This is a genomic window from Micromonospora sp. NPDC050276, assembly GCF_044459545.1.
Lineage (GTDB): Bacteria > Actinomycetota > Actinomycetes > Mycobacteriales > Micromonosporaceae > Micromonospora.
Map to the genome: position 1 here is coordinate 199239 of NZ_JBITJA010000008.1, position 17438 is coordinate 216676.

General features: G+C 73.0%; 20 protein-coding genes. 9 read left to right on the plus strand and 11 right to left on the minus strand.

What is annotated here, in order from left to right:
• Positions 1–46: 46 nt before the first annotated feature.
• Complete coding sequence (locus ACIBF8_RS19570; protein WP_282259701.1) at positions 47–916, plus strand: PAC2 family protein; 870 nt, start codon at positions 47–49, stop codon at positions 914–916.
• A gap of 123 nt (positions 917–1039) precedes the next feature.
• Complete coding sequence (locus ACIBF8_RS19575; protein ID WP_396784902.1) at positions 1040–1831, plus strand: GntR family transcriptional regulator; 792 nt, start codon at positions 1040–1042, stop codon at positions 1829–1831.
• 314 nt (positions 1832–2145) lie between these two features.
• Here ACIBF8_RS19575 and mshC read toward each other — a convergent pair whose 3' ends face one another.
• The 6 genes from mshC to ACIBF8_RS19605 form a co-directional block, all read right to left on the minus strand.
• Positions 2146–3384 carry a cysteine--1-D-myo-inosityl 2-amino-2-deoxy-alpha-D-glucopyranoside ligase gene (gene mshC, locus ACIBF8_RS19580; protein WP_396784601.1) on the minus strand — a complete coding sequence of 413 codons (1239 nt, stop codon included), beginning with the start codon at positions 3382–3384 and terminating at the stop codon, positions 2146–2148.
• A 66-nt stretch (positions 3385–3450) separates the two neighbouring features.
• Complete coding sequence (locus ACIBF8_RS19585) at positions 3451–4269, minus strand: SCO1664 family protein (protein WP_396784603.1); 819 nt, start codon at positions 4267–4269, stop codon at positions 3451–3453.
• Positions 4266–4847 (minus strand): DUF3090 domain-containing protein, encoded by a 582-nt coding sequence (locus ACIBF8_RS19590; protein ID WP_030332806.1) that lies wholly within the window; start codon positions 4845–4847, stop codon positions 4266–4268. The genes ACIBF8_RS19585 and ACIBF8_RS19590 overlap by 4 nt, the downstream gene beginning before the upstream one ends.
• A 157-nt stretch (positions 4848–5004) precedes the next feature.
• On the minus strand, positions 5005–5718 hold the full coding sequence (locus ACIBF8_RS19595) for an MSMEG_4193 family putative phosphomutase (protein ID WP_396784605.1): 714 nt from the start codon (positions 5716–5718) through the stop codon (positions 5005–5007).
• Positions 5719–5824: 106 nt separating this feature from the next.
• Positions 5825–6661, minus strand: a complete 837-nt coding sequence (locus ACIBF8_RS19600) for an undecaprenyl-diphosphate phosphatase (protein WP_396784607.1) — start codon at positions 6659–6661, stop codon at positions 5825–5827.
• Entirely contained in the window at positions 6658–7710 is a 1053-nt protein-coding gene (locus ACIBF8_RS19605) for an LLM class F420-dependent oxidoreductase (protein ID WP_396784608.1), read from the minus strand. The genes ACIBF8_RS19600 and ACIBF8_RS19605 overlap by 4 nt, the downstream gene beginning before the upstream one ends.
• A 186-nt stretch (positions 7711–7896) precedes the next feature.
• On the opposite strand from ACIBF8_RS19605, the gene ACIBF8_RS19610 reads away from it, so the two are divergent.
• Positions 7897–8868, plus strand: coding sequence for an aldo/keto reductase (locus tag ACIBF8_RS19610; RefSeq protein ID WP_088989714.1), 972 nt, complete (start codon positions 7897–7899; stop codon positions 8866–8868).
• A gap of 36 nt (positions 8869–8904) precedes the next feature.
• Here the strand turns inward: ACIBF8_RS19610 and ACIBF8_RS19615 are convergent, their stop codons facing one another.
• Genes ACIBF8_RS19615 through ACIBF8_RS19625 form a run of 3 tightly spaced genes read right to left on the minus strand, consistent with a single transcriptional unit; the run spans position 8905 to position 11227 of the window.
• Positions 8905–9813 carry a hypothetical protein gene (locus ACIBF8_RS19615; RefSeq protein ID WP_396784609.1) on the minus strand — a complete coding sequence of 303 codons (909 nt, stop codon included), beginning with the start codon at positions 9811–9813 and terminating at the stop codon, positions 8905–8907.
• 11 nt (positions 9814–9824) lie between these two features.
• The gene (locus ACIBF8_RS19620; protein ID WP_396784611.1) at positions 9825–10898 is read right to left on the minus strand and encodes a WXG100 family type VII secretion target; all 1074 of its coding nucleotides are present in this window, start codon (positions 10896–10898) and stop codon (positions 9825–9827) included.
• Complete coding sequence (locus tag ACIBF8_RS19625) at positions 10895–11227, minus strand: hypothetical protein (RefSeq protein ID WP_396784612.1); 333 nt, start codon at positions 11225–11227, stop codon at positions 10895–10897. The genes ACIBF8_RS19620 and ACIBF8_RS19625 overlap by 4 nt, the downstream gene beginning before the upstream one ends.
• Positions 11228–11319: 92 nt before the next feature.
• Here ACIBF8_RS19625 and ACIBF8_RS19630 point away from each other — a divergent pair, with 92 nt between their 5' ends.
• From ACIBF8_RS19630 to ACIBF8_RS19640, 3 genes are all read left to right on the plus strand, one after another.
• On the plus strand, positions 11320–11739 hold the full coding sequence (locus ACIBF8_RS19630; RefSeq protein ID WP_396784613.1) for a YbaB/EbfC family nucleoid-associated protein: 420 nt from the start codon (positions 11320–11322) through the stop codon (positions 11737–11739).
• Complete coding sequence (locus tag ACIBF8_RS19635) at positions 11736–12599, plus strand: SseB family protein (protein ID WP_396784614.1); 864 nt, start codon at positions 11736–11738, stop codon at positions 12597–12599. The genes ACIBF8_RS19630 and ACIBF8_RS19635 overlap by 4 nt, the downstream gene beginning before the upstream one ends.
• Positions 12600–12912: 313 nt before the next feature.
• Positions 12913–13104 carry a DUF5703 family protein gene (locus ACIBF8_RS19640; protein WP_030332768.1) on the plus strand — a complete coding sequence of 64 codons (192 nt, stop codon included), beginning with the start codon at positions 12913–12915 and terminating at the stop codon, positions 13102–13104.
• 45 nt (positions 13105–13149) lie between these two features.
• On the opposite strand, the gene ACIBF8_RS19645 is transcribed toward ACIBF8_RS19640, so the two are convergent.
• Both ACIBF8_RS19645 and ACIBF8_RS19650 read right to left on the minus strand, forming a co-directional pair.
• Entirely contained in the window at positions 13150–13812 is a 663-nt protein-coding gene (locus ACIBF8_RS19645) for a hypothetical protein (RefSeq protein ID WP_396784616.1), read from the minus strand.
• A gap of 58 nt (positions 13813–13870) precedes the next feature.
• Entirely contained in the window at positions 13871–15199 is a 1329-nt protein-coding gene (locus ACIBF8_RS19650; RefSeq protein ID WP_396784617.1) for a M20/M25/M40 family metallo-hydrolase, read from the minus strand.
• Positions 15200–15348: 149 nt separating this feature from the next.
• On the opposite strand from ACIBF8_RS19650, the gene ACIBF8_RS19655 reads away from it, so the two are divergent.
• The 3 genes from ACIBF8_RS19655 (at position 15349) to ACIBF8_RS19665 (ending at position 17316) form a co-directional block, all read left to right on the plus strand.
• Positions 15349–15960, plus strand: a complete 612-nt coding sequence (locus tag ACIBF8_RS19655; protein ID WP_396784619.1) for a hemerythrin domain-containing protein — start codon at positions 15349–15351, stop codon at positions 15958–15960.
• Between the two features lie 83 nt (positions 15961–16043).
• On the plus strand, positions 16044–17024 hold the full coding sequence (locus tag ACIBF8_RS19660; RefSeq protein WP_396784620.1) for a LysR family transcriptional regulator: 981 nt from the start codon (positions 16044–16046) through the stop codon (positions 17022–17024).
• Between the two features lie 46 nt (positions 17025–17070).
• On the plus strand, positions 17071–17316 hold the full coding sequence (locus ACIBF8_RS19665) for a hypothetical protein (protein WP_030490930.1): 246 nt from the start codon (positions 17071–17073) through the stop codon (positions 17314–17316).
• Positions 17317–17438: the final 122 nt, after the last annotated feature.

Below are 17438 nucleotides of genomic sequence, written 5' to 3' on the forward strand. Positions count from 1 at the left end.
GGCGCGGTCCCGACGCCAGCCGCGACGAGCAGGGTGAGGTGACGGCGTGACCGAGTTCGACGGACTGCCGGTGCTGCGGTCCCCGGTGGCGATCGCCGCGTTCGAGGGCTGGAATGACGCCGCCGACGCGTCCACCGCCGCGGTCGAGCACCTGGAGCAGGTCTGGAACGCCCGGCAGATCACCGAGCTGGACCCGGAAGACTTCTACGACTTCCAGGTCAGCCGGCCCACCATCACGATGGCCGACGGGGAGACCCGACGGGTGGAGTGGCCGACGACCCGGTTCATGGTGGCCAGCCCGGAGGGCACCGACCGCGACGTGGTGCTGATCCGCGGCATCGAGCCGAGCATGCGCTGGCGGACGTTCTGCGAACAGGTGCTGGAGATCTGCCACAGCCTCGAGGTGGAACGGGTGGTGCTGCTCGGCGCGTTGCTGGCCGACGTGCCGTACACCCGGCCGCTGCCCATCAGCGGCAGCGCCTCCGACGCGCAGGCCGCCGAGCGCTACCAGCTCACCCCCACCCGGTACGACGGCCCGACCGGCATCGTCGGCGTGCTGCACGACGCCTGCACCCGCGCCGAGGTGGACGCCGTCTCGTTCTGGGTGCACGTGCCGCACTACGCCAACAACCCGCCCTGCCCGAAGGCCACTCTCGCCCTGCTGCACCGGGTCGAGGAGGTCGTCGACCTGCCGGTGCCGATGGCCGACCTCGCCGAGGAGTCCGCCGAGTGGGAGCAGCGGGTGCGCAGCGCCGCCGAGCAGGACGCCGAGCTGGGCGAGTACGTCCGTGAGCTGGAGGAACGGGTCGGCGACGAGGGCATCACCCCGTTGACCGGTGACGAGATCGCCCAGGAGTTCGAGAAGTACCTGCGCCGCCGGGGCGGCTCGGCCGGCCCCACCGCCGGTTCCTGGTAGCACTGCTTCGCTGCGGGCCTTCGGACCTTTTGGGGTCCGGAGGCCCGTTTTCGCGTGTCCGGGGTAGCGCCGTCACACCCGCTAGGGCATCCTAGGAACCTAGATGTGATCACGGAGGTGGGTGTGCAGATCAATCCCGGGGCCGCGGAGTTCCCACACCGACAGATCGCCGCGCAACTCAAGGCCCAGGTCCGCCGCGGCGACTGGGGGCCGGGCGAGCGGCTGCCGTCCATCCCGGCCATCGCCGAGATGTTCGGCGTCGCCAAGCAGACCGTGCAACGCGCCGTCGACCAGCTGCGGGTCGAGGGCATCCTGATCACCAAACCCGGCTCCGGTACGTACGTCCGGGGCACCCGCCGCCGCCTCAACCGCCTCTCCCGAGGCCGGTACGGCGGCTTCCGCGGCTACCACACCGACCTGGCTGCCCGATACCGCCAGCAACTCGTCTCCGTCGGGCACGCCCCCGCCCCCGCCGAGGTGGCCGACGCGTTCGGGGTCTCCGACGGCACCGACCTGCTCTGCCGGCGGCACCTCGTCCGCACCGACGACTCCCCCGTCGAGGTGGGCGCATCCTGGTTCCTGCCCCGCGACACCGCCGGCACCTCCCTGGAACGCGCCGAGGCGTTCGGCCGGCCGCTCTACCAGGAGGCCGAGGAGGCCACCGGACGGCGGTACGTCTCGGCCACCGACACGATCAGCGCCCGCCAGCCCAGCCGGGAGGAGGCCGAGACCCTCCAGATCCGGCCGGACACCCCGGTGCTGCACCTGCTGCACGTCGCGTACGACGCGCACCGCAAGCCGATCGAGGTGTCCCAGGCGACCTGGCCCGGCCCCATGACCACGTTGACCGAGGAGTACAAGATTCCCGGCCCGACCCCCGACCCGGAACCCGACCCCGGCCTAGTCCTCGGCTAACCCGACGCCCAACCCCCACCCCAACCCCGCGCGACCCGCGACCTCCCCGGGCGATCATGGGGTTGACGGGTCCGGCAGAGATCCAACCGCCCGTCAACCTCATGATCGACCAGGGGGTTTTGGGTGATCGACTCGGCTTTCAGGAAAGCGGTGGGTCGCGCCGTGTGGGACACCGCGACTTCCTGGAAGCCGAGTCGATCAACGCCCAGGGGCGGCGCGGCGCCGGTGCGGGGCGGGGCTGCGGGTTGGGTTAGTCCCTGTCGCTCCGCTGCGCGAAGCGGCCCTAATCGGGAGGAAGTAGGTCTACTTCCGAGTTAGAGGCGGATGCCGAGGAGGGCGTCGACCGTGTTCGCGAAGAGTGCGGGCGCTTCAGGGTCGTCCGTGCTGCCGGACAGGGCCGCGTCGGCCCAGCGGTCGGCCGCCGCCAGGGCACCGGGGGTGTCCAGGTCGTCGGCCAGGCGGGCGCGTACCTCAGCCAGCAGCTCAGCCCCGGACGGCCCGGCGTGCGCGGCGGCGGCCCGCCGCCAGCGGTCCAGGCGCTCCTGTGCGGCGGTGAGCAGGTCGTCGGTCCAGGTGCGGTCGCTGCGGTAGTGCCCGGAGATCAGCGCCAGCCGGATCGCCATCGGGTCGACCTTGTCGGCGCGCAGCCGGGACACGAAGACCAGGTTGCCGCGGGACTTGGACATCTTCTCGCCGTCCAGGCCGATCATGCCGGCGTGCACGTAGTGCTCGGCGAACGGCGCCTGGCCGGTGAGCCGCTCGGCGTGCGCGGCGGACGCCTCGTGGTGCGGGAACAGCAGGTCGTTGCCGCCGCCCTGGACGTCGATCCGGTCGCCGAGCAGGTTCAGCGCGATCACCGCGCACTCGATGTGCCAGCCGGGGCGGCCCGGGCCCAACTCGCCGCCCGGCCAGGACGGCTCACCCTCGCGGGCACCCCGCCACAGCAGCGGGTCCAGGGGGTCACGCTTGCCGGCCCGGTCGGGGTCACCGCCGCGCTCGGGGAAGATCTCCAGCATCTGCTCGCGGGTCAGGTTCGACTCGTAGCCGAAGCGGGGCGTGGCGGAGATGTCGAAGTAGACGTCGCCGGTGCCGTCGTCGAGTCGGTACGCGGCGCCGTCCTTGAGCAGCACCTCGACCTTGTCGGCGATGTCCGGGATCGACTCGACCGCGCCCACGTAGTGCGCCGGCGGGATGATCCGCAGCGCCTCCATGTCCTCCCGGAAGAGCGCCGTCTCGCGCATCGCCAGGACCACCCAGTCCTCGCCGTCGCGGGCGGCCCGCTCCAGCAGCGGGTCGTCGATGTCGGTGACGTTCTGTACGTAGCGCACCGGGCGGCCGGCGTCGCGCCACATCCGCTGCACCAGGTCGAACGTGATCATGGTGGCGGCGTGGCCGAGGTGGGTGGCGTCGTACGGGGTGATGCCGCAGACGTACATGCTCCCCGCGTCGGCCGGCTCACTCGGGTGGACACCCTGCCGCGCCGAGTCGTACAACGCCAGTGGCTCGCCCCTGCCCGGCAGCCGTGGCACCTCGTGTCCCGCCCAAGACTCCATGGGATCAGCCTAGCCAGCCCGGCGAGGACGCCGGAGCACCCCACGGGTGATCAAAATGACAGCAGCTCACATGGGCGGCCAGGGCATCGCCGGCCAGTCCTCCGGAGGCTGGGGGAAGCAGCCGGTCTCCCGCAACCGGTCGATCCGGGCGGCCACCTCGGCCACCTCGCTGATCGTCAGGTGGTCGGCCAGCTCCGCGCCGAGCGCCCCGGTGACCTGACCGGCGAGCGCGTCGAGCATCTCCACGGCATCCGGGGGCAACTGCTTGCCGGCCCAGCCCCAGAGCACCGTGCGCAGCTTGTCCTCGACGTGGAAGCTCACCCCGTGGTCCACACCGTAGATCCGGTCGTCGGGACCGACGAGCACGTGCCCGCCCTTGCGGTCGGCGTTGTTGAGCACCGCGTCGAGCACCGCGAGTCGGGCCAGCCGTGGGTCGTCGGCGTGGGCGAGGGCGTACGCGGCGCCGTCGTCGTCCCGGGCCGCGGCGATCGGGATCCAGCGGGGCGGTATCTCCCCGGCGGGAAGGAAACCGACGAGCGGTTCGGCGTCCTCCGGCTCGTCGATCCACAGCTGGCAGGAGCCGGGGCCGAACGGCCCGTCGCGCAGCACGGTGGGCGGCACCAGGTCCCATCCGGTGGCCCGGGAGACCAGGTACGCCGAGACCTCGCGACCGGCGAGCGTGCCGTCGGGGAAGTCCCAGAGTGGGCGCTCGCCACGGACCGGCTTGTAGACGCAGCGAGCGGTCAGCTCGCCCAGGGTCAGGATGCCGCGCAGCGTCGTGTTCGACGCGTCGACCAGCCGACCCTCCAGGTCGAGGACCCCGTCACGCAGCAGCCGCAGCGCGGCGTCGCCGTCCTGGCGAGGCTGGAGGCCGGACGAGGTCACCGGTGATAACCGTTGTGCCGCGGGCAGAGGTGCCCGGCGGGGTCCAACGGTTGGCCGCAGAGCGGGCACGGTGGCCGGCCCGCGTTGACCACTCGCCGGGCCCGCTCGATGAACTGGCGGGTCGCCTGCGGGGTGAGCCGAACCCGGAGCCGGTCCAGGTCCTCGTCCGGCTCGTCGTCGTCCTCGTCGTCCTCGTCGTCGTCCTCGTCGCCCAGCTCGACCTCGGGCTCCACCTCGCCCGCCGCGATCGCCTCGATCACCACGGTCGCGGTGTCCACGTCGAAGGCCAGCCCGAGGGTCCCGACCCGGAACTCCTCGTCGACCGGAGTGTCCAGCGGCTCGTTGTCGCCGATCACCGGCGCCAGCTCGGGCAGGTCCACCCCGAAGCGACGCTGCGCCTCGGTGAGCAGCTCCTCCAGCTTTTCGGCGAGCAGGGACACCTGGACCTTCTCCAGCGCGACGCTGACCAGCCTGCCGCCGCCGCGGGCCTGCAGGAAGAACGTGCGCTCCCCCGGCGGCCCGACAGTCCCGGCGACGAACCGCTCCGGCGGTTCGAAGGCGTGCACCTGGTGGGTCATACCCACGACCCTATCCGGCCCGCCACGGCACCGCGCACCCCACCGACGCGAATCGCCGCAGCGGCGGCGCGCCCGGCGTACCAGGGGCGACAACCGGGCGTGGCGGCCCGCCTGGCGTCCGCTGACGACCCGGTCGGGGGCGGCGTGGTGACGCGCCTCACCGCGACCCGCCCGCCCCGCCGCCGACGGCGGCGTCCGAGTCGGCCACCCGGTTCGCGCGCCGACGCCGCTTCGCCGGCGGCGGCACCAGCGACGCCAGGTCCCCACCGGTGTCGTTGAGTCGCACCAGAAACGGCCGCAACGGCGTGAACCGGATGGCCGTCACCGACGCCGGGTCGGCCACGATCCGCTGAAAAGCATCCAGGTGTACGCCCATCGCGTCCGCCACGATGGCCTTGATCACGTCGCCGTGGCTGCACGCCAGCCAGACCGCCTCGGGCCCGTGCTCGGCGCTCACCCGCGCGTCCCAGGACCGCACCGCCGCCACGGCCCGCGCCGCCATCGCCGCCATCGCCTCCCCGCCCGGGAAGACCGCCGCGCTGGGATGCTGCTGGACCACCGGCCACAGCGGCTCCTTGGCGAGCTTCTTCAGCGGCTGCCCCTCCCAGCTGCCGTAGTCGCACTCGATCAACCCCTCGTCGACCACCGGGGTGGCCTGCGGGAGTGCCAACTCCAGGGTCTGCCGGCACCGGATGAGCGGGCTGGTCACCACGGCGGCCAGCGGCACCGCCCGCAACCGCTCGCCGACCGCGGTGGCCTGGGCGCGACCGGTGTCGTCCAACTCGACCGGTTGTCGACCGGCCAGGCCGCCGTCGGCGTTTGCCGTGGTTCGGCCGTGTCGCAGAAGCAGGAGGGTCGCCACGGGGACCACCCTATGACCTGCGCCCCGCCCCGGGCCGTCGCGGGTGAAGCGGCACCGATGGCGACCGCGGCTCCGCCTGCGTTCGCGGGCGGAGCCGGGGGCCGTCGACGGTCGGTCAGGTGGCGCTGATGGTGCCGGTCAGCAGCAGGGCCAGGACCAGGGTGCCCAGCGCGACCCGGTACAGCACGAAGACGTACAGGGTGTGGTGGGCGACATAGCGCAGCAGCCAGGCGATGGCCGCGTACCCGATGCCGAAGGCGATGACCGTGGCCACGATCATCTGGGCCACCGAGGGCGCGGACGTGCCCGGGGCGGACGGCTCGAAGACGTCCCCGAGGCTGAACACGCCGGACATCACCACCGCCGGGATGGCCAGCAGGAACGAGTACCGTGCCGCCGCCTCCCGGGTCAGGTTGAGCAGCAGGCCGGCGGTGAGCGTGCCGCCGGAGCGGGACACCCCGGGGACCAGCGCCATGGCCTGGGCGAAGCCCATCACGATGCCGTCCTTCATCCGGAAGTTCTGCAGGGTACGGGTCTGCCGCCCCCAGTACTCCGCGAACGCCAGCACGAACGCGAACACGATGAGCGTGGTCGCCACCACCCACAGGTTGCGCCCGGCGGTCTTGATCTGGTCCTTGAACACGAACCCGAACAGCCCGATCGGGATCGAGCCGACGATCACGTACCAGCCCATCCGGTAGTCGAGGCTGGAACGGACCGACTTGTCCCGGAGGCCGACCAGCCAGGTCCGGGTGATCCGCCAGATGTCCTTGGCGAAGTAGATCAGCACGGCCGCTTCGGTGCCGAGCTGGGTGACCGCGGTGAACGACGCGCCGGCGTCACGGTCGAAGAAGATCGCCGAGGTGATCCGCAGATGCCCCGACGAGCTGACCGGAAGGAACTCGGTCAGCCCCTGGACGATGCCCAGGACGATGGCCTCGATCCAGGTCACTCGCCAACTCCGGAAAGCTCGAGAGCCTCGGCGACGGTACGCAGGGTCTGCACGCCGCTGTCCCGGTCGGCCACGAACAGGGTCACCGACAGCGTGGTGACGCCGGCGGCGGCGTACTCCCGCATCCGCTCGGCGATGCGCTCCTTCGGGCCGAGCAGCGAGGTGCGGTCGATGAACTCCATGGGCACGGCGGCGGCGGCGTCGCGCTGCCGCTTGGCCAGGTACAGGTCCTGCACCTCGCGGGCGGCGTCGCCGTAGCCCATCCGGGTGGCGAGCTGGTTGTAGAAGTTCTGCTGACGGCTGCCCATGCCGCCCACGTACAGGGCGGCGTACCAGCGCACCAGTTCGGCGCAGGAGGCCACGTCGTCGCCGACCACCACGGGCACCGACGGCACCACGTCGAACCCGGCCAGCTCCTTGCCGACCTTGGCCCGCCCGGCGCGCACCGAGGCGAGCTGCTCCTCGGCGAACTCCGGGGCGTAGAACACCGCCAGCCAGCCGTCGGCGATCTCGCCGGCCAACTCCAGGTTCTTCGGGCCGACCGCGGCCAGATAGATCGGTATGTGCTCGCGGGGTGGGTGGAAGCCCAGCCGCAGGGCCTTACCGGGGCCGTCCGGCAGCGGCAACGTGTAGTGCTCGCCGTCGTACGCCACCTCCTTGCGGGCGATGGCCAACTTCACGATGTCGACGAACTCGCGGGTGCGGGCGAGGGGCTTGGCGAAGCGCACGCCGTGCCAGCCCTCGGACACCTGCGGGCCGGAGACACCCAGGCCGAGCCGGAACCGGCCACCGGAGAGCGCGTCGATCGTGGCGGCGGTCATGGCGGTCGCCGCCGGCGTACGGGCGGGAATCTGCATCACTGCGGCGCCGACGTCGATCCGTTCGGTCTGCCCGGCCATCCAGGCGAGCATGCTGGGCGAGTCGGAGCCGTACGCCTCCGCAGCCCAGACCACCGAGTAGCCCAGCCGGTCCGCCTCCTGGGCCAACGCCAGGTGGTCGGCCGGTGTGCTCCACGCCGTCTGGTATCCAAGACTGAGCCCGAGTCGCACTGGTCCTCCCCCATCCGTGGCACAGGTCGCACCAGGTTACGCAATGCCGATAACGGACTCGATCACCGGCTCGCTACCAATGATCCACCCTCCATCGGGGCAGCCCGGGGCGGCGGAACCGGCAGAACCGGCAGAGATACGGGAGCGAGGATATCCGTAGCGGCAGGTTCGAAATAAGGTTCACCCATGCAACAGCGACCGCTCGGCCGAAGCGGGCTGGCGGTTTCCCGGCTCGCGCTCGGCACCATGACCTGGGGTCGGGACACCGACGCCGACGACGCGGCGGCCCAGCTGAAGAGTTACCTGGACGCGGGCGGCAACCTGATCGACACCGCCGACGTGTACGGCGACGGTGACGCCGAGTCGGTGATCGGCTCGCTGCTGGGCTCCCTCGTTCCCCGCGAGGAGTTGCTGATCGCCACCAAGGCGGGGCTGCGCCCCGGCAGTGGCCGACGCCGGGACGGCTCCCGGGGGCACCTGCTGCGGACGTTGGACGCGTCGCTGCGCCGGCTCGGCACCGACCACGTCGACCTGTTCCAGGTGCACGGGTACGACCCGGACACCCCGCTGGAGGAGACCCTGGCCGCCCTGGACCACGCGGTGGCCAGCGGCAAGGTCCGCTACGTCGGGGTGTCGAACTTCTCCGGCTGGCAGACCGCGCGGGCCGCCGCCTGGCAGACCGCCTGGCCGGGGCGGGCGCCGGTGGTCGCGGCCCAGGTGGAGTATTCGCTGCTGGAGCGGGGCGTGGAGCGGGAGGTGCTGCCCGCCTGCGACGCGCTCGGCCTGGGCGTGCTGCCCTGGTCGCCGCTGGGCCGGGGCGTGCTCACCGGCAAGTACCGGCACGGCCGCCCGGCCGATTCCCGGGCCGCGTCGCCGCACTTCGAACGGTTCGTCGCCACGTACCTGGAGCCGCGCTGCTCCAGCATCGTGGAGGCGGTGGCGACCGCGGCCGGCGGCCTGGGCGTGTCGCCGTTGGAGGTGGCGTTGGCCTGGATCCGGGACCGGCCCGGTGTGACCGCGCCGATCCTCGGCGCCCGGACGGTGGGGCAGCTGCTCGGCGCGCTCCAGGTGGAGCGGATCACCCTGCCCGAGGAGATCACCACCGCGCTGGACGACGTCTCCGCGGTGCCGGTCGGCTACCCCGAGCGCGACGGCTGACCCGCCGGGCGGTTCGTGGCTGACCCGCCGGGCGGGTCAGGGTGTCGGACGCTGCCCGGGGAGGTCGTGGATCGCGGTGAGGAAGCGCGACTGGTCGTCGCGCAGGGCGGGCTGGGTGAGCCGGATCCAGGAGCCGTCGTCGAAGACGATGGTGGAGGCGAGCTGCACCAGCCCGCTCGCACCACGCTCGGAGTCGACCCGGGCCACCCGGTCGCGCCGCACACTCCACAGCACCCGCGGTTGACGCCGGTCGGGCCGGTCGGCGTCCGGGCGGGGGCCCATCCGCAGCAGGTGCAGGTGGGTGTCGGTCACGGCCAGCGGTGTGCCGGTGTAGCGCTCCAGGAAGAGCAGCAGGCTGCCGGCGAGGGTGGCGAGGTCGCCGCTGAAGACGTACCGGCGCCGGTAGGCGATCTCGGCGAGCTGGTCGGCCAGCGGGCGGTACTGGCTCAGCCGGAACAGCGCCCGGAACGCCTCCTGCTCCGCGGTGAGCGGGATCGGCTCGCGCTGGGCGGGTTGGTGGGGCAGATCCGGCTGCGGCTCGGCCAACTCCGGCACACCGGCGGCGATGGCGCCGGCCTTGCCCGGCAGCAACAGCACCCCCGCGGCCAGCCGCACCGGCGTCAGCACCGCGTCGACCCAGACCACCGGGTTGACGATGTTGAGCAACCCGAACAGCACCTTCGGGTCGAGGGCCTCGGCCAGCTCGGCACCGACCTCGTCCGCGAGCTGCCGACCGGCCTGGTGGGTCTGCGACAGGCGAACCGGCCCCAGCCCCACGTAACGCAGGTCCTGCCCCGTCAGCAGCGGTGCGACGAGGGCACGTTCGGGTTCGTCGCTGGTGCGGAACTCGTCGCGCAGCTCACGGGCCTTGTCCCGGGCGGCCCGCGCGCCACCGAGCACCGCGTCGGTGAACCGACCGAGCCGGCCCCGCTCCCCTGACATCACGCGTCGCCTCCCTAGCGGCCCGCCGGCTGGCCCGCCGGCTGGCCCGCCGGCGGCTGGCCGAACACATTCTGGTCGATCCAGTCGGCGCCGCCCTGCACCGCCTGGTCGATCTGGTCGCCGACCTGTTCGCTGCCGGGGACCGACAGCCCGCTGGTCAACGCGACGGTCCCCCAGGTGACGCCGTGCACGACCGAGTTCGGCACGTTCCACGGCAGGTTGGTGGCCCAGTCCCGGGCGATCACCCGGGCGCCGTCGGTGACCCCGTGCGCGCGCAGCGCGGCAGCCCTGTCCAGGGCACCCATGTCGAACGGGGAGCCGGACTTGCCCAGCTTGTAGGTGCCCTTGGTGGGGTCGAGAAACTTGTGGTGCCACTTGTCGAGCTTGCCGGCGGCGCGGCGCTTGTCGGCGTACTTCTTGCCGGCGCGCAGCCCCTTCTGCATGTCCACCAGCTTGTCCAGGTGGGTCCGCAGCTTGCGCAGGTACAGCATGATCCGCTGGAGCAGCCGGATGACCTTCTGCAGGTGCACCGCGAGCGGTCGGATGACCTTCAACATCCGGGTGACCACGATCAGGCCCCTGGTCACGGCCACGCCGACGCCGGCAGCCCAGGACGCGCCCATGGTGACCGGCGCCATCAGCAACGCCGTCACCAGCGTCACCAGGAGGAAGTTCACGAACTCCACGCAGAGGTCCACGAGCACGTCGTGCACGGTCTGCAGGCCGTCGGCGACACTGCGCAGGTACTCCGCGGTCGCGGCGAACTGCTCCGCGACGTCGAGGAGTTGTTGCTCCACATCGGCCAACCGCTGGCCGTACGCCGCACCGGACGGTGAGCGCCACCCCGCCTGCGCGGACTCGCGGGCGCCGCGGTGCCCCTGCGCCAGGTCACGCACCTGCGCGGCCAGCGCGTCCCACTCGGCGGCCTTGGCGCGCAGCACGGCGGGCTCCCCGTCGACCAGGTCGACCAGCTGGATGAGGGGCCAGGCCAGGGTCCGGCAGACACTGTCCACAGCGTCCTGCACCCCGGAGAACGCGCTGTCGAGGCCGTTCCACAGCTGGACGGCGCTGCCAGCCGGGCCGCTCATCCGGGCAGCCCCGACTGGATGGCCTTGAACCCGGCGTCGAGGTCCCGCTCGTTGTGCTCGTACGCCTCGACCGTGTCGGCCAACGCCTTGGCGACCCGACCGAACGCGGCATTGGCGGCGCCGAACAGCTCCCTGCCGCCGGTGACCTGCTCGGCGTACTTGTCGCGGAGCAGGTCGCTGGCGAACGGCAGATGGCCGAAGGCGTCCGACGGCACGTCGCCGGCCGAGACGATCTGGCTCTCCAGGGCGGCGAGCGAGCTGGCGACCTGCTTGGCGGCTGTCTCCAGTCGACGGACCGCCTGCACGTCGACATCGATATCCGGCGGCATGCCGTTCCTCCCCCATGAGTCGAGCGCACCGACGATACGATCTCCCGGCCGCCGGGCACCACCCGGCCGCACGATCCACGGGGAGGAATCTCATGACGGACCCGACGTCCGCGTTCGACGCGCTCGCCGGGCGGATCGCCGACATCGAGCGCCGGTTCGCGGGCCTCCGCGACGACCTGGCAGAGCTGTCCGGCACCGCGGCCGACGAGAGCGGTCTGGTCTCGGCGACCGTCGACGCCACCGGCGCGCTGACCGGTCTCACCCTCGCCCCCGCCGCTCTGCGCGCCGGCACGGAGGGGTTGGCCGAGCTGGTGCTCGAGGCGTACCGGCGGGCCCGCGCGGTGGCCAGCGAACACGTCGACGAGCACACCGAGGGGTTGGACGTCGCGCTCGGCGCGGGGCTCGGTGACCTGTTCGGCACGCCGGGCGACTTCTCGGCGTTGGGCCGGCTCGAGGAGACCATGGCCCGGCTCGGGCGGCTGGACGACCGCCTGCCCGGCGCACCGGCGTGACGTCGCCGACCTGGCCGGAGATCGTCACTCGGCTGCGCGAGACGGTCGCCCGCTGCGACCGGGACACCGACCTGGAGCTCTCCGCCGGTCCGCGCGGGCTCCGGCTGCTGGTGCGCCGCGACGTGGTGCGGGTGGTCTGCCCCGGCCACGACGAGGCACGCCTGGCCGCGCTCGGCTGGCACCGTCCGACCGGCGACGGCAGTTGGTGGTACGAGGCATCGCGCACCCCGGAGCAGGTGGAGCGGCTCAGTGTGTTCGTCACCCGTACCGCCGCCGAGGTGTTGACCGACGAGCCCGGCGCGCTCTCCTGCCGGGCGGTACCGCCGGCCGCGCCCGGCCCGACGCCGCGACCCGCTGCGGGCGCTGGCACGGCGCCGCAGCCTGCGGGCCCCGGCCCGACGGCGCGATCGGTCGCCGTCCGGTCGGCACCGACCGAGTCCGCCCCGGTCGCGGTGATCCAGGTCGAGCCGACTCCGGCCGAGGGGGCGGAGCCGGCGGTGGTGGCGGTGCTCGCGGCGGCGGCCGACCGGCGTGACCTACCCGGCTATCTCGCCGTGCTGGCCGGCGCCACGGTGTGCGTCCCGCTGGTCGGGGAGCCGACGCCGGATGCCGACTTCCCGTGGGCGGTCCTCGGCGACGCAACCGGCGAGCCGCTGCTGCCGATCTTCACCTCGCCTCGGGCGCTCGCCGCGTTCACCGGCGACGGGGTGCCGTTCATCGCGCTGCCCTGCGCCGAGTTGTTCGAGGACTGGCCGGACCCGTCCTGGGGGCTGGCGGTCGACCCGGGCAGCGCCCGAGCGGTCACCCTGGCCGCACCGGCCCTCGCCGCCCTACTAACCACAAACCTCCCCACCCGCTGAACCCCCCCACCCCACCCGCACCCCCACCCGCACCCCACCCGCACCGTCGATCATGGAGTTGTGGTGGGCAACAAAACCACAGTAACCATCCCAAAACGGACACCACAACTCCATGATCGACCGGCCGAGGGCCGGCCCCCTCAGCGATCTTGCGGTTGCTGTCGCGGCATAGCGGGCGTTCCACTCATCTCGGCGACCGAAAGTGCAAGATCGGCGTGATGGGGGCACGGGCGGCACGAACCGGCCACGGCAGCGTCGTGGGTCACCCCGGAGGGGGTGGCGAACGGCCGCTGGGCTGGGCAGCATGGGTGGCATGGACTACGAGTACGCGCCACTGCGGCTGCCGCCGAACGTCGACCGGTTGACCGCCGCGGCGCAGTTGGCGATCCAGGCGGAGTTCTCCGGATGGGAGTTGGCCCGGGTGCGGCTGTACCGGGACGGCACGCGCCAGGTGGTGCTGCGCCGTCGACGGATCAACCAGCCGCAGCCGGGTCTGTCGTACTGAGGGCCGCACGCCCGGGGCCCGAGCGGGCCCCGGGCGGCACGCGGCCTAGTGCTGGTGCCCGGCGTGGTCGTGGTCGTCGTCGAGCTCCAGGAACGGGTGCTCGTCGAGCCGGCCGACCAGTCGGTCGTCAGCCGCCGGCTGGAACGGGCCGACCGCGTCGTCGTCGTCGAACGACTCCAGGTCGACCGGGGTGCCGACCTCGCTGACCATGACCACCCCGTCGAGGGGTTCCAACTCGGGGACGTCCAGCGCGCCGAGCGAGCCGTCGCCGCTCTGCAGCAGCTCCAGCACCGCCTCGCCGACGCCCTCCACCGGCGCCGGCTCGTCGTCCTCCGGGGTGCCTTCGCGGCGGGCCGCCTCGGCCACCCGCAGCAGAGCGGAGACGCTCGGGATCCGGTAGTCACGGCGCTGACGCACCGAGATCACCCGAGGGTGCGGGTCGCTGGCCTCGGCCCCCTCGCCGCCGCCGAACCGCTCGTCGGCCTCGTCCGGATCGATCGAGTCGACGTCCCACGGCGTCACCTCGCCGAAGGCGTCGAGCAGCTGCTCGTCGTACGCGAAGGAGGCGTTGTTCAACGCCACGTACGCCTGCCAGACGTCGTCGTCGTCGACGCGGCCCTGCGCGGCGCGTACGGCGGCCAGGTGGTGGCGGGCCGCTTCGATCACCCGCTCGAGAGCGGCGTCCAGCTCACCATGCTGGTCGGTCATGTGGGGCAGTCCCTTCACGATGGGGAGGTTGCGCGCCGGCGGACACGGCCGGACACGGCTAGCAGGTGCGGAGGAACCGGTCGAGAACCCGCACGCCGAACTGTAGTCCGTCCACCGGAACGCGCTCGTCGATGCCGTGGAACAACGCCGAGAAGTTCAGGTCGGCGGGCAGCCGGAGCGGGGCGAAGCCGAAGCAGCGGATACCGAGCTGCGAGAACGCCTTGGCGTCGGTGCCTCCGGAGAGCATGTACGGAACGGGCCGCGCGCCCGGGTCCTCGGCGCGCAGGGCCGCCGACATGGCCTCGACCAGGTCACCGTCGAAGGTGGTCTCCAGCGCCGGTTGCCGCTGGACGTACTCGATCGCGATGTCCGGGCCGACCAGCTCGCGCAGCTGCCGCTCCAGCAACTCGGACTGGCCGGGCAGGCTGCGGCAGTCGATGGTGGCGGTGGCTCGGCCGGGGATGACGTTGTCCTTGTAGCCGGCGCTCAACCGGGTCGGGTTGGCGGTGTTGCGGATGGTCGCGCCGATGATGTTGGCGATGGGGCCGAGCTTGGCGATGGCCGTCTCCGGGTCGTCCGGGTCCAACTCGATGCCGAGCAGGTCGGAGACCTCGGTGAGGAAGGCCCGCACGGTGTCGGTGACCACCACCGGGAAGCGGTGCCGGCCGATCCGGGCGACCGCCTCGGCGAGCGCGGTGACCGCGTTGTCGTCGTGCATCATCGAGCCGTGCCCGGGGCGGCCCTTGGCGTGCAGCCGCAGCCAGTCGATGCCCTTCTCGGCGGTCTCGATGAGGTAGAGCCGCTGGCTGTCGTTGACCGAGTAGGAGAAGCCGCCCACCTCACCGATCGCCTCGGTGCAGCCGTCGAAGAGGCCACGGTGGTTGTCCACCAGGAAGCGCGCGCCGTAGTCGCTGCCCGCCTCCTCGTCGGCGGTGTACGCGAGCACGATGTCGCGCGGCGGTCGGACCCCGGTGCGCTGCCAGTGCCGCACCACGGCGAGCACCATCGCGTCGAAGTCCTTCATGTCGATCGCGCCCCGACCCCACAGGTAGCCGTCGCGCAGCTCGCCGGAGAACGGGTCGACCGACCACTCGTCGGCGTCGGCGGGCACCACGTCCAGGTGGCCGTGCACCAGCAGCGCACCGCGGCTCGGGTCGGCGCCCGGGATGCGGGCCACCACGTTCGCCCGGCCCGGCGCGGACTCGTGCAGGACGGACTCCACGCCCACCTCGGCGAGCTTCTCCGCCACGTACTCGGCCGCGCGGCGCTCGCCGACGCTGGTGTCGTTGTCACCGGTGTTGGTGGTGTCGATGCGCAGCAGGTCGCGGCAGAGGTCCACGACCTCTGCGGTGGGGTCGGGTCGGGCGGAGGCGGCATCGCTCGTCATCGCCTCTTCATACCAGCCCGACCTGGTCGACCGGGCGGCGCGGGTGGACGCATCGACGAGCCGGTTTCGCGGTGAGCGCGTGCGGGTATCGCCGCCCACGACCGTACGTCCCCTGCCGGAGCTTCCGCCCGCCAGTCGAGGAGGGCACCATGTCCGCCGTTCCCCTGCCGCCACTGCCGCCCGCGCCCGCATCCGAGGAGGGCTACCGGCCCGGCGGTCGCAGCATCGCCGACATCGTCGACCGGGAGCACCGGCAACTGCTGGCGCTGCTGGACCGGCTGAGCGGGCCGGACACCACGCCGCAGGAGGGGCTGGCGGTGCTCACCGCCGCGCTGTCGCGGCACCTGTCCGCCGAGGAGCAGTACCTGCTGCCGGCGGTACGCGCGGCGCTGCCGACGGCCACCGAACGGGTGGACGCGGAGATCAACGCCGACGCGGCCCTCCTGGGCGCCCTGAAGGGGCTGACGGACGAGGCGCTGACCGAGGTCGCCGAGCGGGTCCGCCGGCACGTCGACGGGGTGGACGGGCTGGTCACCGAGTTGCGCGCGGTGGCCACCGAGGAGGAGCTGATCCGGCTCGGCAACCGGCTGGAGATCGCCGAGGAGGCCGCGCCGACGCGACCGCACCCGGGCACGCCGGCCACCCCTCCGTGGAACCGGATCGTGGAGCCGGCGGTCGGGGTGGTGGACAAGGTCCTCGACGCGGTGACCCGACGGCCGACGTACCTGGCGGACCTGCCGGAGCCTCCGCGCGACCGGTGACCGCCGACAGCCAGTAATGCATTCATTATCACCGATCCGCTCGGGCTATTCCGCCAGCAGAGTCGTAGTCCTACCGTCACCCTATGAACCTGGAGCTGCGTCACCTGCGGGTGGTCTGCGCGATCGCGGAGACGGGAAGTGTGACGAAGGCGGCCTCGGCGCTCGGCCTGGCCCAGCCGGCGCTCACCGCCCAGCTCCAACGCATCGAGCGGACGCTGGGCGGCCCGCTGTTCGATCGGGACCGGCGCGGGGCCCGGCCCACCGCGCTCGGTGAGCTGGTGCTGGCCCGCGCACGGGTGCTGCTGCCGGCGATGAAGGGGCTGCAGGACGAGGCCGCCCGGCTGGCCGGGGCGGGCGACACGCCGCCGTGCTACCGGTTCGGCGGGGTGAACAGCCCGATCCTGGGCCGGTTGGTGCACCGGTTGGCGGCCGAGCAGCCGCCGGCGCAGATCACCACGTACGCGTCCTGGTCGGTGGATGAGCTGGCACAGTTGGTGGCGGGCGGCCGCCTGGACTTCGCGCTCGCCGGTGTGTGCGGCGACGCCAGCCCGTCGGCCGGGTTCGGGTTGAGTTGGCAGGAGGTGGCCGTCGACCCGGTGCTGGTGCTGCTGCCGGAGACCCACCCCCTCGCGGCGCACGACGAGGTACGCCTGGCGGACCTGCGCCACGAGCAGTGGGTCGCCGCGCCGGGCGACGGCTGCTTCGCCGACTGCTTCGCCGCCGCCTGCGCCCGCGCCGGCTTCACCCCCCGCAAGGTGTACGAGACCGACATCCGCGGCTGCGTCGACCTGGTGGACGCCGGCGTGGCGGTGGCCCTGTGCCAGGCGACCTTCCGCCCGGTGAGCGGCCTGGTCACCCGGCAACTCGCCGGGACGCCGCTGCGCTGGCGGCTGCTGCTCGGCTGGCATCCGGACTCGCCCGCCGCACAGGGCGCCGAGCTGGTGCTGGAGACGGCCAAGGCGGCGTACGTCGACTCGTTGGCGCCGCACCCGGCGTACCTGGCCTGGCTGCCGCGCAACCCGGGGTTCGGTGTCCGGCAGCCCAGCGGGGTCCGACCGGGTTGAGCTGCCGCTGGGGTGCGAACCGCCGTGGGCCGGGTATCTGGCGGACATGACCGACCTCTACCCGCCCGCCGACGACCGCGAACTGCTGCGCCAGGCGGCTGCCGCGCACACCGCCGCCACCCGTGCGGTGGAGGCGTTCCTCCGCCGCCTGCCGACGGTGCCTGACCCGGCCGACGTGACCGAGTACGCCAACCTGCTCAGCCGGGAGGACCAGACCCGCGGCGACCGGGACGCCGCCGCGGACGCGGCGGGTCTGACCATCGGCAGCCTGGAGCCCGACCAGGGTCAGTGACCCGCCGCGGGGGGGGGGGGGGGGGGGGGGGGGGGGGGGGGGGCCCGGGGGGGGGGGGCGCGGGGGGGGGGGGGGGGGGGGGGGGGGGGGGGGGGGGCGGGGGGGGGGGGCGTGGGGGGGCT

Excerpts from the sequence above, each read along its gene's own strand:
- mshC (WP_396784601.1), bottom strand. The coding sequence starts at position 3,384 with ATGGAGTCTTGGGCGGGACACGAGGTGCCACGGCTGCCGGGCAGGGGC.
- ACIBF8_RS19650 (WP_396784617.1), bottom strand. The coding sequence starts at position 15,199 with ATGACGAGCGATGCCGCCTCCGCCCGACCCGACCCCACCGCAGAGGTC.
- ACIBF8_RS19620 (WP_396784611.1), bottom strand. The coding sequence starts at position 10,898 with ATGAGCGGCCCGGCTGGCAGCGCCGTCCAGCTGTGGAACGGCCTCGAC.
- ACIBF8_RS19660 (WP_396784620.1), top strand. The coding sequence starts at position 16,044 with ATGAACCTGGAGCTGCGTCACCTGCGGGTGGTCTGCGCGATCGCGGAG.
- ACIBF8_RS19655 (WP_396784619.1), top strand. The coding sequence starts at position 15,349 with ATGTCCGCCGTTCCCCTGCCGCCACTGCCGCCCGCGCCCGCATCCGAG.
- ACIBF8_RS19640 (WP_030332768.1), top strand. The coding sequence starts at position 12,913 with ATGGACTACGAGTACGCGCCACTGCGGCTGCCGCCGAACGTCGACCGG.
- ACIBF8_RS19665 (WP_030490930.1), top strand. The coding sequence starts at position 17,071 with ATGACCGACCTCTACCCGCCCGCCGACGACCGCGAACTGCTGCGCCAG.
- ACIBF8_RS19645 (WP_396784616.1), bottom strand. The coding sequence starts at position 13,812 with ATGACCGACCAGCATGGTGAGCTGGACGCCGCTCTCGAGCGGGTGATC.
- ACIBF8_RS19610 (WP_088989714.1), top strand. The coding sequence starts at position 7,897 with ATGCAACAGCGACCGCTCGGCCGAAGCGGGCTGGCGGTTTCCCGGCTC.
- ACIBF8_RS19630 (WP_396784613.1), top strand. The coding sequence starts at position 11,320 with ATGACGGACCCGACGTCCGCGTTCGACGCGCTCGCCGGGCGGATCGCC.
- ACIBF8_RS19590 (WP_030332806.1), bottom strand. The coding sequence starts at position 4,847 with ATGACCCACCAGGTGCACGCCTTCGAACCGCCGGAGCGGTTCGTCGCC.
- ACIBF8_RS19625 (WP_396784612.1), bottom strand. The coding sequence starts at position 11,227 with ATGCCGCCGGATATCGATGTCGACGTGCAGGCGGTCCGTCGACTGGAG.